Source organism: Paenibacillus psychroresistens (genome assembly GCF_009728935.1).
GTDB lineage: Bacteria > Bacillota > Bacilli > Paenibacillales > NBRC-103111 > Paenibacillus_AC > Paenibacillus_AC psychroresistens.
In genome coordinates this window covers 4,786,700-4,800,713 of record NZ_CP034235.1, presented here as the reverse complement: position 1 = coordinate 4,800,713, position 14,014 = coordinate 4,786,700, and the positions used below count along the sequence as shown (strand labels likewise).

Below are 14,014 nucleotides of genomic sequence, written 5' to 3'. Positions count from 1 at the left end.
GGGAGGCTAACGCCGTGGCCTTATTTATCATGATTTTTCGTAAAATGGTGCAAAACAAGTGGCTGGAGATCAGTTTATTATTAGGTCTCGTGATTACGGTAGCACTAGTTAGTTCTATGCCAATCTATACCGAAGCTATTTTATCGCGAATGCTAGTTAAGGATCTGGAAAAACAGCAGCAAACTAGCCATATATATTCAGGCTCTTATAGTGCTTTTATGGTATTAACCGGAATAAAGAATGATCAAGTACGTAATATAATTAAACAGTCTGACAGTTTTATGAACAATCAGGCTGCCCTTGGGTTTAAATTGCCAATCAAGGAACTCGTTACTTCATTAGCCACAGCAAGATTTGAGATTGCGTCAGAAGCTTCAAGTTCAACTGATTTAAAAGAGAGTATTAGAGGCATTAGCGTCGCTTCTTCGATTGGATTAGAAAAGCATATTAAGCTTATTGATGGACGCATGCCGGGCGCACAACCAGTAGATGGAGTGTATGAAGTACTCGTTACTAATAATATGCTTATTAAATTAAAGACTGTGTTGAATAATGTTTTTACTATTCAAGACAAGCTTATCACTGAAAAGATTAAGCTGAAGCCAGTAGGGGTTTTCGAGAGTAAAATCAAAGATGATTTATTCTTCTCGACTGCAAGTATGGATAGATATTCGAGTTCATTTATAATGAACGAACAGCTGTATAATCAGGAATTTGTTCAAAAAGCGAAGCTTTCCATTGATAGTGTTGAATATTATTTTGTGATGGATTATAGCAAAATGAGACTTGGCAATGTAAAAGATTTTTTACTGACTAATAATTTAATAAAAAAGTGGGTGGATGGGCACAGCAACGGAACGAGCTTTGAAACTGTTCCTGCCCAAGGTACATTCAAGAGTTATGAGAGTCGAGCTGCTAATTTACGAATCCTAATTTGGTCACTTAATGTACCTGTAATTATTATGTTAGCTTTCTATATGTTTATGGTAGCCAATATGATTATGGAGCGGCAAAAAAATGAGATTGCCGTGCTTCGTAGTAGAGGTGCTGCCAGATGGAAAATAATGCTTATCTATTTAATTGAGTGTCTTTTACTAGCGATCGTTGCTTACCCTGTTGGGATTCTTCTAGGTTTGCTATTAATAAAGATGATAGGTGCATCCAATGGGTTTCTGGAGTTTGTCCAACGTTCAGCTATGCCCGTACATATTAATAGGGAAGCATTACAGTACGGATTAATAGCACTATCGATTTCGCTCATTATGATGTTAATCCCGGCTTTTCTGGCAACACGTGTTACAATTGTGGGTCTCAAGCAGCGGCTGGCTCGTCAGAATATTAAATCGGTTTGGCATAAGCTTTTTCTTGATATGATTGCACTTGGAATTGCCATATATGGCCTTCATATGTTCAGAGTAAGGATGAATACACTCTTGGATTTTGGACTAAGCACGACAGATTTAAAGATAGATTCCCTACAGTTTATTGTACCTGCACTCTTTATTCTCGGTTCTGGATTGTTTCTTTTGCGACTTTATCCTTATCTGCTGCAGCTCATTTATTGGGTAGGTCGTAAATGGTGGCCACCTTCTATATATGCAACACTTATTCAAGTAGGCCGCTCCAGCAGCCAATATCAGTTTTTAATGATTTTTTTAATTATGACGATTGCAACCGGCGTTTTTAGCGCAAGCGCGGCAAGAACGATTAACAATAATACAGAAGACCGTGTGAGTTATGGGATCGGTGCCGATGTTGTTCTACAGATGCAGTGGCCTAATGATGCTCCGCCTGCGGCAACTCTAGCAGATATAATTAAAGCAACATTTGAGAAGACTGGTTTAGCTGAACCACCAGAGCGAATTCATTACACAGAGCCACCAATTGAACCGGTTATTACGCTTCCTGGTGTTGAACAGTATGCTAAAGTTTTCAAGAAGCCTAATATTGGTGTTTCTGCTAAAGAAGTAAATAGCAATGCTACTCTAATGGCGATTAATACCTTTGATTTTGGGCGAACAGCTTGGTTTCGTGATGGTTTATTATCACATAGCTTTTACGAGTATTTAAATCTAATAGCAAGCAATCCAAAGGCGGTATTAATCTCCCAAACCATGGCAGATGAATTAAAGGTAAAGGTTGGAGATTTAATCGATTTAGGCTGGAGTGGCGTCGAGGATAGATCATTTACGGTCTATGGTATTATTAAGTATTTCCCTACTTTTAATCCGAATCAAACAGGTACTGGAAGCGAGCCTGCGCCGATGCTTGTGGTTGCCAATCTACGTTATGTTCAAGCCAATCTTGCAACCGAGCCTTACCAGATTTGGATGAAGCTAAAGCCAGGGGCGACAATGAATGAATTCTATCAGGGAATGAAGGACCGTAAGCTAAAAGCTATTCTAATTCAGGATACAAAAGCAGAGCTTATAACTTCCAAGAACGATCCCTTTTTACTTTCAATTAATGGTGTTTTATCACTCGGTTTTATGATATCACTCGGAATCAGCTTTATTGGCTTTCTGCTCTACTGGATGCTCGCATTACGTGGGAGAACACTTCAATACGGGATTTTGCGGGCTGTGGGTATCTCATTCCGCTCGCTCATCTTCATGCTGGCTGCTGAACAAATTCTTACCTCCGTTGCCGCAATTGCAATTGGTTTACTAATTGGAAATGTAACTAGTCGGCTATATGTACCTGTTTTCCAATCGGCTTTTGATGTGAAGAAGCTCGTTCCGCCTTTCCAGGTGATGTTCGATTCGATGGACACTATGCGGCTCTATATGGTTGTGTCGGTGATGCTGGTGCTGGGACTTTGCATTCTTGGGTGGATGCTGTCACGAATTAAAATGCATCAGGCACTGAAGCTTGGGGAGGACTAATTCATGATTAAATGTGAAGGCTTGGTGAAAATATATAAAATGTCTGAGCTAGAAGTGTTTGCACTTCAGGGCTTAGACTTGCAGGTGGAAAAAGGTGAATTGATGGCGATCATCGGCAACAGTGGAAGTGGTAAATCGACCCTGCTGAATATGCTTGGAGGGTTGGATCGCCCCTCTGCTGGGAGTTTGGTGGTAGATGGGAAGGATTTGCTGAAATTTAAAGAGCGTGACTTGGTTCGTTACAAGCAGGAGACCGTGGGCTTTGTTTGGCAGAATAATGCACGTAATTTAGTTCCGTATTTAACTGCGTTAGAGAACGTGGAAATACCGATGATGTTAGCAGGAAAACGTAAACGACAACGTGCGCTTGAATTACTAGAGTCTGTGGGCTTAAGCCACCGTGCCAAAAACAAGCTCCATCAGCTATCGGGTGGAGAGCAGCAACGTGTAGCCATTGCGATTGCGCTTGCTAACCACCCCAAGCTATTACTGGCTGATGAACCAACGGGTTCTGTAGATTCACGTATGGCTGCACAAATTCTTGATTTGTTCCGAATTCTTAACAGAGAAATTGGTATTACCATTGTTATTGTGACTCATGATCCGGAATTAGCTAAGAAAGTGGATCGAGTTGTCGCTATTCGGGATGGTAAGATTTCATCTGAAATGCTTCGTAAACGATCTTACGATGAGGATCTTGCTGAAATCGAGCAAGGTGGAGTTATTGAAGCTGAAACGCATGTTGAATACGGAATACTGGATAGAGCCGGACGTATTCAAATCCCAAGTGACTATCTAGAGGCACTGGGATTGAAAAAATCAAATAAATTAAAAATTGAATTAGCTGAACGAAGCATTTTACTATCTCCTCCTGAAGAGGCTTCCTAACAGTTGTATTTGAGAATAAAAAAAACTCGCCATTATTACGGCGAGTTTTCTTTATATGCTAATGTGAAGTCAAAACCAGTTATTCAATCATGCTTTTCATGGCCTTATACATCTTTTCAGCGTATCCGTCGATTTCATCTCGTGACATGCGGAAGCGATCCACAGAAGTACCGTATCCAATTTCATTTTTACCCTCTTCTAATCCTTTAAAAATTCCATCTGCAAAGGCATCTAATGGCTCTCCTTGAGTATGCAACCCGGCTCCACCTAAATCTGTATTCACTGCCGGAGGAGCAACTTCAATTACTTCTACAGAAGTATCAGAAAGCTGATGCCTTAAACTCATTGTAAATGAATGAAGCGCCGCTTTTGTTGCTGAATAAATTGGAGCAATCGCAAGCGGTGTAAAAGCTAGCCCGGATGTCACGTTAATGATAGCCGCCTGTTCTTTTGTTGCAAAAAATGGAGCGAACAGCATAGAAAGGTGGAAGGGTGCTTCAATGTTAGTTGTGATTTCTTTACTGAAATAACGCCAATTGTTCTTAGCATCCTCTTTTAACACATTAAAGCGTTGTTGGATTCCTGCATTGTTAACTAACACATTCACTTCTGGATAGTTCGCTGTTACCCAATCAAACAATGCAACACGCTCGGATTCAATATCCAAATCACTTACACGAGTAATAAGGCTAGGGAATTTTTCTTTCGCATTTTGAAGTGCGTTTTCACGTCTTCCACTAACGATGACTTTATTTCCAGCTTTTATAAAACGCTCTGCAAAAGCTAATCCTATACCAGAACTTCCGCCAGTAATAAGTATCGTATTTCCTGAAAGTTTCATATTTGTTCCTCTTTTCTTTCCTGAGTATACTTTGTATAACGTGTAATTTTTACTTCAATTCCTTTTAAGGCTTCTGTCATCAACGAAATTTCAGCTAGCACAGCTTGCTTGTGATTCTTCATCATTTCAAGTCGGAGTTCAGTGGTGCTAACTCCTTCTATTACCCAATCCACATATTGTTTGATTCCACTTATTGGCATGTGCGTGTTTTTTAGATAAATAATGATTCCAATGAACGTAATTTGATCTTCAGAATATAACCGCCTCCCAGCTTCATCACGCTCAATTAGCGGTATTAATTCTTTTTTCTCATAATAACGTAATGTTGATTCTGGAATATTGAGTTTGGCAGCAGCTTCGCTAATTGAATAATACTTCATCTGGAGGCCTCCAAATTTTATCTTTCATTATTGCTAGGAATAGCATACAACTTAAACCATGGTTTAAGTCAACAAAATAACAAAAAAATATTTTTCTAACGAATTAAGGAACAAACCTTCTGGCTATGCACATTTCTCCTGCTACTCAGATGCTTTATATGGAATTTCTCAGGTTGTTGAGAAAGTCAGCATCTCAATGAAATGCACTATTCCTACGATTAGAAGCTAATTTCCTTTCGTATGGATACAAATTTAGCCTTTAGCACAATAATGGTGCGTATAGCTTTCACTTAAGCACTAGTTGAATTGTTACGCACAAAAATCATGCTTATATCTAGAAAACACCCAGATTCTTCAGGAAAGTCTTAAGAATAAGCCTCATTCTTGTGCTTACATTGGATTTCGAGCGCTCCATCTCCATTATAAACACAACAATTAGGCTAATAAATTTTGACATCGACTCTGATGCCAGCATGACGATTTTATTCACCGATAAATTCTTGTACTTTCTCAACAACCTGAGGTTCTCCAGTTAGAACAAAAAATGAGCGACGGAAGCCCGTACGATTTGCTCGCACGGGCTTCTTTCGGCCTCGACACCGACATAGCCGATGATCGTTCAGTTGTTAAAGTAGTGACCTTCTTCGAGATCAAGGAGTAGTGACTGGTGCACTGGCCGCCATCCCAAGCGCTCCTGAGTCAGTGCGCTCGACGTCGGGTTGTCGATCGACGCGAAGTCACCGATCCTGCCGAAGTGGGAGACTGCCTCTTCGTGGGAAATGCTGACCACCGGCAGCTTTAGGTGGCGACCGATGACATCAGCGATGTCACGGAATGGCACACCCTCATCGCCGACAGCGTGCAGTCGTGTGCCTGCCGGCGCGGCTTCCAACGCCATTCTGTACAGACGCGCCGCATCGAGGCGATGCACGGCTGGCCAGCGGTTGGCCCCATCGCCGATGTAGGCTGAGAAGCCCTTGGCGCGAGCAATGCCGATCAGCATCGGGATGAAGCCATAATCGCCCGGACCGTGCACGGTCGGTGCGAGACGTACGACCGATGATCGCACTCCATGCTCCGCCAGCGCGATCGCAACATACTCCGCGAGCCTAGGCGGAGCGGGCAACCCTGGGTCCCGCACGTCTTCTTCTGTCCCGAAGCGAACTGGTGTGAGTATGAATGTTCCCGAGGTAACGACGAATGGTTTGCCGGAGCCTTCAAGCGCTGCTCCAATCGTCTCGATGGCTCGCTGTTCGGCTGCACACTGCTCGGCGTAGTCCAATTTGTCGCGCATGAAGGCGGTGTGGATGACGCCGTCCGCTAAGGCAGCTGCGCTGCGAAGGCTATCAAGGTCGTCGAGGGCGCCGCGATGCACATCGGCTCCAGCAGCCGTCAATGCTGCGGAAGCCTTGTCCGAGCGGGCCAGTCCGACGACCTGATGCCCGGCATCGATTAGTTCACGGACGACGGCGGAACCGACCCAGCCAGTCGCACCTGTTACAAAAACGCGCATAAAAAACTCCTCCTATAATGAAATTCATTACTTACATGTGCAATTCTAAAGTATAGAGTGCACTCTATAGCAATACATTTCGAATCAATGCTATAATAAAAAAATGGAAAACAAATTTTCGAGCAAACAAGTTTCGGAAGAAACGAGACTAAGTATCCACACATTGCGATACTATGAAAAAATCGGTTTAATTTACGGTATAGAACGGGATGAAAATGGGTATCGTCAGTATTCAGAGTCCGATATCGCATGGTTTCAAGCTTTAAGTTATTTTCGTGCAATGGGGATGCCCATTCGGGAGATTCAGCAGTTTGGCGCTTTGCAAAATCGTGAAGACTCTGCAATAACAGCGAGACGGAAATTCATGGAGACTTACCGTGGGAAAGTTATCGATCAAATAAATGAACTTGAAAAGACACTGGGGAAAATTGATCATAAAATCAATTTTTTTAAAAATCTAGAGACCTCAGATAAACTACAACAAGACAGATAACAACTACAAAAAGCAGATCAAAACTGGAGCAATACAGTCTTGATCTGCTTTTTAAGTTTGTTCAACTATTGTATCCGTAGCATCAATATGGACTCTATTATCATTAGTAAGTCACCTGAAGGATACTAGATGAATAAATAGTGCCTCCTTGTAGTGTCTAACCTAGTCGCTGGTTATTCTCTTCTATTGCGCAATATTACTGCAAGTCTGGCCGAAGGAAAAGTTGGCTATTTTTGGTGTGGTGCTTTAGAATTCAACACCATATTTGTGCCGAAAACTTTCCGGGGTGCAGCCAACCTGCTTTTTAAACGTTTGATGAAAATATGAAACACTGTTATAGCCGCAAATATCAGCGATATATGATACGGTATGCGCCGTTTGAATAAGCAATTCTTTGGCTTTGAAGATTCGTTTTGCTCCCAAATAGGCAGGTAAAGAAAATCCCGTAACCTGTTTAAAAACCCTGCTGAAGTGCTCCGGACTTACCAGTGCCTGTGAAGCTAGTATATTCAAGTTAAGCGTAATATTCAGGAAATTATCATCGATATACACTAGTATTTCCTTCAGCCAAATCTCGCTTTTAGTAAGCTTATCCATGTCTGGAGAGGTGTCTTTTCGGTTTTGTCTGCGGTTGACTTCAAGTAAAATCTGATGCAACAGGATCATTGCCGCATGCCGGCCTCCACTTTGTCCACTAAGCAATTCCTTATTAATCTCAGCTAGCAAAACTTCGCAACGGTTTAATTCATTTATGGATAAGGTATGTCGGTAACCTGTTGTATCTGATTTTCTTTCGAATGGCTGTAATAGCGTAAATACTTCTCCGAGCGAATGGGAGTGAATGAGGGAAGGGTGGAATATTATGACGCTACAATCATAAGGATCTGGTTCAGACGGAAGAGGTTTATGAATGACATCCCCTGCAATCGTATATACATCCCCCTTTTTCATGGAATACCATTCCTTATCGATAAAGAATGTGCCGTTACCTTCATGCACGAATACGATTTCATACCAAGCATGAAAATGATAAAAGTTCACTTTGTGTGCAGGATCACCCTTCATACGATAGATCCAGACGAGTGGAAATATAGGATCGTAAGAATGCTCTTCTCTAATGATGTCTTGCATGTAAATCCCTCTTCCTTCATGAATGTAATCTTTGAATGCCTTAATTATAACAAAAAAAATACCAAAAAATATCAAAAAAACACATAGGTAAGATAATATATCTAATCTTCCTATCATTCGAAATAGCTATACTGACAATACAAGCTTCAATTCATAATAGGAGGAGATCCACATGCAAAAAGCACAAACACAACCATTGCCAGAGTTGACGTCGGATTACGATATTTCCGTCGAACAGGTAGAGCATTTTGAGGGAAATGGTCATATTTGTTTAAGAGAGGTTGCTTCTTTGGAGGAAGTTACTGCTTACAGAGAGGTGATTGGGCAAATCGTTCAGCAAAGCGCGAAACAAGCTGATCCAATCTCAACACGAAATACTTATGGTAAAGCCTTTATACAAGTGACAAATCTATGGGAACGCTCGGAGGAAGTAAAGAAGTTTTCCTTTGCCCGCAGATTTGCCAAAATCGCTGCAGAACTTATGGGTGTAGATGGGGTGCGGATGTACCATGATCAGGCTTTGTACAAGGAAGCGGGCGGCGGCCATACGCCTTGGCATCAGGATCAGGTGCTTTGGCCGATTGATGAAAAGGACGATTACGATGTGGATGCCTTTGGTAGATATCTCTGCAGAGGTAGGCTCAATGACTTTCGCGTCAGGCAGTCAAAAGCTGGGATATGCCGCTGATTTATCGATCAACGATGAATCGCATACCACTTTGAGAGACCTGATCAAAGCCAAAGCAATTGAAACCATCACATACGGCGCAATGGCTGCGGGAGATGTTACTTTTCATAATGGTTGGACTATGCACAGCGCCCCAGGTAATCCGACAGACCAAACACGCGAAGTAATGACCATTATCTATGTAGCGGATGGTGCTAGAGTAGCTCAAACTGTAATAACAAGGGCACGCCAGAGTGATTTAGCTGCGTGGATTCCTGGTGCAGAGCCTGGGGAGTTGATCGAAAGCCACTTAAACCCAATCCTATATAAAAGATAATCATGAGAAATAAATCTAAAGTGATGGTCTCGAAAGAGCCATTGCTTTTTTATATTTTGCTGAAGTTACTTCCTTGGGAGATTCATTCCTAATATTCGCAGGGTACAGACTGCAAACAGCAAAAAGTGACGTTTTATCAACATGACAAAAATGTCACTTTATATGTTGTTATATCGATGGTTGGCGGGCAAAATAGTCGGTATAGTATAGTGGTGAAGGAGGTCGAAACAATGGCTAAAATTATTGGTTTGCTGCACAGCTGGATTATTCTGTATTATCCGATTTTGAAGGAGTTAAAGGAATTTCCGCAGCTTAAATCAATTATTTCAGCTGTTCTGATCTTGTATTTTGTTATCTACTGTCTGTTTTATTTATCCTCTGCCAGTGTTTATTATAAAATTGTGAATCAAAAAAACGCAATGAGCTAGTTCTCATTGCGTTTTTTGCTGTAATAATAAATACGGATCATCATCCTTCGGGAAACGAATGATAAATTGGGTATGAACACCGATCTTCGATGTACTTCTGGTTGATGCCAATCCCGCTGTCCCGAATTAGCAGCTGTTTTTCTTGCGGGGTTTCGAATGTTGAAATGGAAATCTCGCCGCCAGGCTCTGTATATTTTAAACTATTCGTCAATAACTGATTGATTATAAACTGCAGCCATTTAGGATCACTTTGAACTTCAATTGCATCTGTCTGCAAGACAATACGAATTTTCTTTGAAAAAAAGGTTTTCGAATGAGCCTTAACGATCTCTTTCGAAATTTGAATCATGTCACAATTCTGAATATCGTAATCCTGATTAAAGCTATCAAGCTTGGCGTAATAGAGAGCTTGATCGACGTAATTTTCAATCCTCGTGATCTCTTCCCTTAGACTATTGGCGTCCATCTCGGTTTGCTGCAGTAAGCGAAGAACCGCAATCGGTGTTTTTATCTTATGGAACCAAGAGACGATAAAATCATAATGCTCATTCTGCCTCGCATGAATCTGATTCATTTCACGGATATGCTGCTTTTTCAGCTCTTCGATGTGTAGTTGGGCCAATTCTCCTTCCAGCGATAAACTTTCATAATCCTCACTTTTCATCTGGCGAATCACAAGTACATTTTTCTGGAAACGAAAAAGTATAAATCGGAGCAAGACAATAGAAGATAGAGTGAAGGCATAGAAAAATGCTCCCCATGCCCAGCCGCCATTGGTATCAGTCAAAAATACTGCAGCCGAGATTAGAAAACCAGCCAGATATAAATAAATATATGGCTTTTCATAGGACAAATAGCGCAGAAAGGTCATTCGATCAAATACCCCATTTCTTTGCGGGTTACAATGAACTCTTCCAGTCCAAGTGCAGCGATTTTCCTCCGCATCCGGTTCACGTTCACGGTCAATGTGTTATCATCGACGAACTGTTCATCATTCCATAATGCCTGCATTAAGTCCTCACGCGAAACAATTTTCCCGATATTCCGCATCATCAATTGTAGAAGAATAAATTCATTCCTGCTTATCTCAATGTTTTGACCTTTATATTCAATTGTTAAGTTAGTTACATTTAATTTCAAACCCCGATGGATGAATCGAATGTTCTCATCTTCCTGATAGGTATATTTCCGGCGGATGAGCGCACTGATTTTCGCGATAAGGATATCCAAATCAAATGGCTTCTGGATAAAATCATCCCCACCCATATTAATCGCCATAATGATATCCATATTCTGATTTCTGGATGAAAGGAATATAATCGGCACCTTGGAAACAGAGCGTATTTGCTGGCACCAGTAATATCCATCAAAAACCGGAAGATTGATATCTAATAGAACGAGGTGTGGTAATTTTTTCATCGTCTTCAATCATCATTATTCTATACATGAAATCCCTCATTTTTGTAAAATGCTCACTTTGAGCTGCGAAATGAACTCGGAGAAACGCCGTAATTTCTTTTGAAGAGCTTAGAGAAGTGGAATTCGTCATAGAAGTGAAGGTTAGCTGAGATCTCTTTCACCGATTGGCTTGTCGTTTCAAGAGATATTTTAGCCGATTCTAATTTCAGCTTCAGCATATAATCACTTGGAGAAAGTCCAGTTTTGGCACGGAAACGTGTGAAAAAGGTAGTTCGGGACAAACCGCTCATGTGCACGAGTTCTTCGCTACGAATTATTTTGCCGATATGTTTGTGCATATAAATGATGACTTTGTTGAGCTCCTGATACTGAGGTTCTATGGCACTGGTTTGTTCCTTGGCGAATATCAGTAAGATTTCCTGCAAAAGTATCGAAGCGGCATACACATATCCATGCTGTTGCTCAATCAGAATGTCAATGATATGCTCGCATTTCTGTATAGCCTCTCCAATTTTCCCAGTCGGCACGACCTCACGGATCGGGATTTTAAGGTAGCGGGTCATATCAAGGCTGCTGAAGTCAATAAAATAAAACTTCCAGTCATCACTTTCACACTTATACGAGCAAGGAATTCCTTCTTGAAGGATAATATATGTCCCGACTTGTAACTCATAGGTTTGATTTAATTGCTTGAGAATTCCTTTTCCATCATAGGTGATAAACATGCCGGGGACATCAAAACCATCATCTTTAGTAGTGTGATAGGCATCGTTCGCTTGAACTTCCCAAATCGATATAAAATGGCAAGAAAAAACTATAGATTTTTCGTTTATTCGATAGGGAATATTCATAAAGGACATCGTTTATCCACCACCTGAAAATGTTCTATTGTGTACGATTATACATGAAGGACATACTGCAATCCATGGTTGATTTCGCTCATTTGGTTTACATTTAATTCATAAGCCACTTATCACATGAACATAAGGAGTGTAGATACAAATGATGCTGAAAGTAGGAAGCCGGGAATTAGAACTAAATGGGCAGCACTTAACGGAGCTTAGAAGCTCCAATGATATTTTCCATGATATTACGGCGTTGCGAGCGAGGATGGAAGAGGAGGGGTACTTGCTCATTCGTGGATTTCATAATCGAGATAAGGTGCTGGATGCTCGTACGGGTATTTTAGAGAAAATGGCCCAGATGGGGAAGCTTGATCGGGACACGCAGCTCGAAGAAGGTGTCATGGCAGACGGCAGCAAATCAATTTTCATGGGTGGTACCAACGAAGATTTGCCAGCGCTTTTGAATGTATTAAATGGTGATCATATTATGCGTTTTTTTGATGAATTTCTTGGCGAACAATCGCTAACCTTTCATTACAAATGGCTTCGAGCTGTGGGGAAAGGAGATTTCACCGGGGCACATTATGATATTGTATATATGGGCAGAGGAACACAGAATGTGTATACCGTTTGGTCTCCGCTTGGAGACGTTTCCTATGAAATGGGAGGTTTGGCAATTTGCCTTGGTTCAAATCGATTTGAGAATTTAAAGCAATCCTATGGCAAGAAAGATTCGGATCGGGATGGGATTGGTCATTATACGGATGATCCGCTGCTTATTACGGAGAAATTTGGCGGTAAGTGGGCGACAACGGAATTTCAGGCAGGTGATGTGCTTATTTTCGGGATGTTCTTATTACACTGCTCTCTCGAGAATACAACAAACCACTATCGGATTAGTGTTGATGCGAGGTACCAATCCGTCAATGAAAAGGTAGATGAAAGATGGAGTGGGAAAAAACCAAAAGGTCATTCTAATTAAGAAGGATGAACCAGCGGAAATCAGAGTGAGAGAAACAAAAACGGAGCTGCGAAAACCGCATACTCCGTTTTTTTTCGTATTCCGCCTGATTCCGATTAGCGCGAAGTGCAAAATCAGCACCAGTGATATTGGTGAGGTACTCATGATCTGCGACCTTTAACTGCAGTTTGTAATGCAATTTCCTGCAATAAATTTTCGCTGCTTTCTTCGAGCTTCATAGGGAATAGCACAGTTTTTTCAGGGTGCAATTTCTTCAGCTCTGGAAATACGGCGGCAGAGGCATAAATTTTGTCCAAGTCCCTGAATGTTTCATCCAAACGCTCGCGATCATTCATTCCCAATGTCTCCAAGTGAAGCTGATTAATCCCGGCTTCCCGAATCCGATTAGCCATCCATTCTCCTCCCGTTTTTCCCAAACAGACAAAGGCGACATGGGTATCTTTCTTCAGTTTAGCAATCTCAAGCAGCAGAGGTGCTTCAATTGTTGCCCCGATTACAATAACTTTACTATCGAAGCGAGCAAAAAGTGCTTTGGCCTCCTCCGCATGATTCAAGGTTGTGATGATGACATCGGAACGTTGGATAATTTCTCTCACTACATCATCATTTCCAGTAATTTCATCCAGAAATAAAGTTTCAATTTCCCCACCAGTTGCTCTTGCTATTTGCTGGCGATAAAAAGGATGATCATGACCTCGGCATTCCACCAGTAAAATTCGTAACTTGCCTGCTGGATATGGGGGCTGTAATAATGAGTAGGCAAGGCCCGCTATAAAAAAGGACTGCAAATCAAATCCCATGGCTGCAGCCTCACGAAGGGTATTGTTCAAAAGCTGCTGCATCGGTTTCCGCTCAGCGATGAGTTGCGTGGTCTCGCTCCCGCTGGTAATCTGCGTCCCGCGTCCCTTCTGCATGGTAACCAGCCCCTCGTCACGCAATTGACTGTATATCCAATTGACAGTATTCCGATTGAGCTCGAGCTCATCGGCTAATTGACTTGTTGAGGGAAGCATATCACCTGCTTCCATTTGTCCAATTCCGATTAGCCATTTAAGCTGTTCTTTAATTTGTGTATTTACGTTAAAGGTCAGTTGGGAATCAACTTGGAGTAAGTATTGTTTTTCTTCCATAACAAAAACCTCATTTCATGGTTAACTAGTTATATTATAACGCTGTTTAAAACATAATCCAACAAGCAATTGAGA

General features: G+C 41.5%; 15 protein-coding genes. 7 read left to right on the top strand and 8 right to left on the bottom strand.

What is annotated here, in order from left to right:
- The first annotated feature begins 14 nt into the window (after nucleotides 1-14).
- Together EHS13_RS21995 and EHS13_RS21990 are read left to right on the top strand one after the other, a co-directional pair.
- Entirely contained in the window at nucleotides 15-2,885 is a 2,871-nt protein-coding gene (locus EHS13_RS21995; protein ID WP_227013472.1) for an ABC transporter permease, read from the top strand.
- Nucleotides 2,886-2,888: 3 nt separating this feature from the next.
- The gene (locus tag EHS13_RS21990; RefSeq protein ID WP_155702450.1) at nucleotides 2,889-3,773 is read left to right on the top strand and encodes an ABC transporter ATP-binding protein; all 885 of its coding nucleotides are present in this window, start codon (nucleotides 2,889-2,891) and stop codon (nucleotides 3,771-3,773) included.
- A 79-nt stretch (nucleotides 3,774-3,852) separates the two neighbouring features.
- Here the strand turns inward: EHS13_RS21990 and EHS13_RS21985 are convergent, their stop codons facing one another.
- The 3 genes from EHS13_RS21985 to EHS13_RS21975 form a co-directional block, all read right to left on the bottom strand.
- Nucleotides 3,853-4,614: an SDR family oxidoreductase gene (locus tag EHS13_RS21985; protein WP_155702449.1), complete on the bottom strand. Its 762-nt coding sequence runs from the start codon at nucleotides 4,612-4,614 to the stop codon at nucleotides 3,853-3,855.
- Nucleotides 4,611-4,994 carry a MerR family transcriptional regulator gene (locus EHS13_RS21980; RefSeq protein WP_155702448.1) on the bottom strand — a complete coding sequence of 128 codons (384 nt, stop codon included), beginning with the start codon at nucleotides 4,992-4,994 and terminating at the stop codon, nucleotides 4,611-4,613. The genes EHS13_RS21985 and EHS13_RS21980 overlap by 4 nt, the downstream gene beginning before the upstream one ends.
- A gap of 619 nt (nucleotides 4,995-5,613) precedes the next feature.
- The gene (locus EHS13_RS21975; protein WP_155702447.1) at nucleotides 5,614-6,507 is read right to left on the bottom strand and encodes an SDR family oxidoreductase; all 894 of its coding nucleotides are present in this window, start codon (nucleotides 6,505-6,507) and stop codon (nucleotides 5,614-5,616) included.
- A gap of 103 nt (nucleotides 6,508-6,610) precedes the next feature.
- Here EHS13_RS21975 and EHS13_RS21970 point away from each other — a divergent pair, with 103 nt between their 5' ends.
- Nucleotides 6,611-7,000, top strand: a complete 390-nt coding sequence (locus EHS13_RS21970; protein ID WP_155702446.1) for a MerR family transcriptional regulator — start codon at nucleotides 6,611-6,613, stop codon at nucleotides 6,998-7,000.
- A 246-nt stretch (nucleotides 7,001-7,246) separates the two neighbouring features.
- Here EHS13_RS21970 and EHS13_RS21965 read toward each other — a convergent pair whose 3' ends face one another.
- On the bottom strand, nucleotides 7,247-8,131 hold the full coding sequence (locus EHS13_RS21965; protein WP_162463198.1) for an AraC family transcriptional regulator: 885 nt from the start codon (nucleotides 8,129-8,131) through the stop codon (nucleotides 7,247-7,249).
- Nucleotides 8,132-8,303: 172 nt separating this feature from the next.
- Between EHS13_RS21965 and EHS13_RS37245 the strand changes: the two genes are divergently transcribed.
- The 3 genes from EHS13_RS37245 to EHS13_RS21955 all read left to right on the top strand — a co-directional run bounded on the left by EHS13_RS37245 (nucleotide 8,304) and on the right by EHS13_RS21955 (nucleotide 9,563).
- A complete protein-coding gene (locus EHS13_RS37245) occupies nucleotides 8,304-8,819 on the top strand; it encodes a phytanoyl-CoA dioxygenase family protein (RefSeq protein WP_264373544.1) in 516 nt (171 codons plus the stop codon).
- Nucleotides 8,776-9,135 (top strand): phytanoyl-CoA dioxygenase family protein, encoded by a 360-nt coding sequence (locus tag EHS13_RS37240; protein ID WP_264373543.1) that lies wholly within the window; start codon nucleotides 8,776-8,778, stop codon nucleotides 9,133-9,135. The genes EHS13_RS37245 and EHS13_RS37240 overlap by 44 nt, the downstream gene beginning before the upstream one ends.
- 230 nt (nucleotides 9,136-9,365) lie before the next feature.
- Complete coding sequence (locus tag EHS13_RS21955) at nucleotides 9,366-9,563, top strand: hypothetical protein (RefSeq protein WP_155702444.1); 198 nt, start codon at nucleotides 9,366-9,368, stop codon at nucleotides 9,561-9,563.
- A gap of 40 nt (nucleotides 9,564-9,603) precedes the next feature.
- Here EHS13_RS21955 and EHS13_RS21950 read toward each other — a convergent pair whose 3' ends face one another.
- From EHS13_RS21950 to EHS13_RS21940, 3 genes are read right to left on the bottom strand one after another with little or no spacing between them, the layout of a single operon-like run.
- Entirely contained in the window at nucleotides 9,604-10,434 is an 831-nt protein-coding gene (locus EHS13_RS21950; RefSeq protein ID WP_227013471.1) for a sensor histidine kinase, read from the bottom strand.
- On the bottom strand, nucleotides 10,431-10,982 hold the full coding sequence (locus tag EHS13_RS21945; RefSeq protein ID WP_155702443.1) for a response regulator transcription factor: 552 nt from the start codon (nucleotides 10,980-10,982) through the stop codon (nucleotides 10,431-10,433). Before EHS13_RS21945 ends, EHS13_RS21950 begins: the two co-directional genes overlap by 4 nt.
- Before the next feature lie 53 nt (nucleotides 10,983-11,035).
- Nucleotides 11,036-11,842, bottom strand: a complete 807-nt coding sequence (locus tag EHS13_RS21940; protein WP_155702442.1) for an AraC family transcriptional regulator — start codon at nucleotides 11,840-11,842, stop codon at nucleotides 11,036-11,038.
- A 142-nt stretch (nucleotides 11,843-11,984) separates the two neighbouring features.
- On the opposite strand from EHS13_RS21940, the gene EHS13_RS21935 reads away from it, so the two are divergent.
- A complete protein-coding gene (locus EHS13_RS21935) occupies nucleotides 11,985-12,809 on the top strand; it encodes a phytanoyl-CoA dioxygenase family protein (RefSeq protein ID WP_155702441.1) in 825 nt (274 codons plus the stop codon).
- A gap of 140 nt (nucleotides 12,810-12,949) precedes the next feature.
- Here EHS13_RS21935 and EHS13_RS21925 read toward each other — a convergent pair whose 3' ends face one another.
- Nucleotides 12,950-13,939 (bottom strand): GntR family transcriptional regulator, encoded by a 990-nt coding sequence (locus EHS13_RS21925; protein WP_155702439.1) that lies wholly within the window; start codon nucleotides 13,937-13,939, stop codon nucleotides 12,950-12,952.
- Nucleotides 13,940-14,014: the final 75 nt, after the last annotated feature.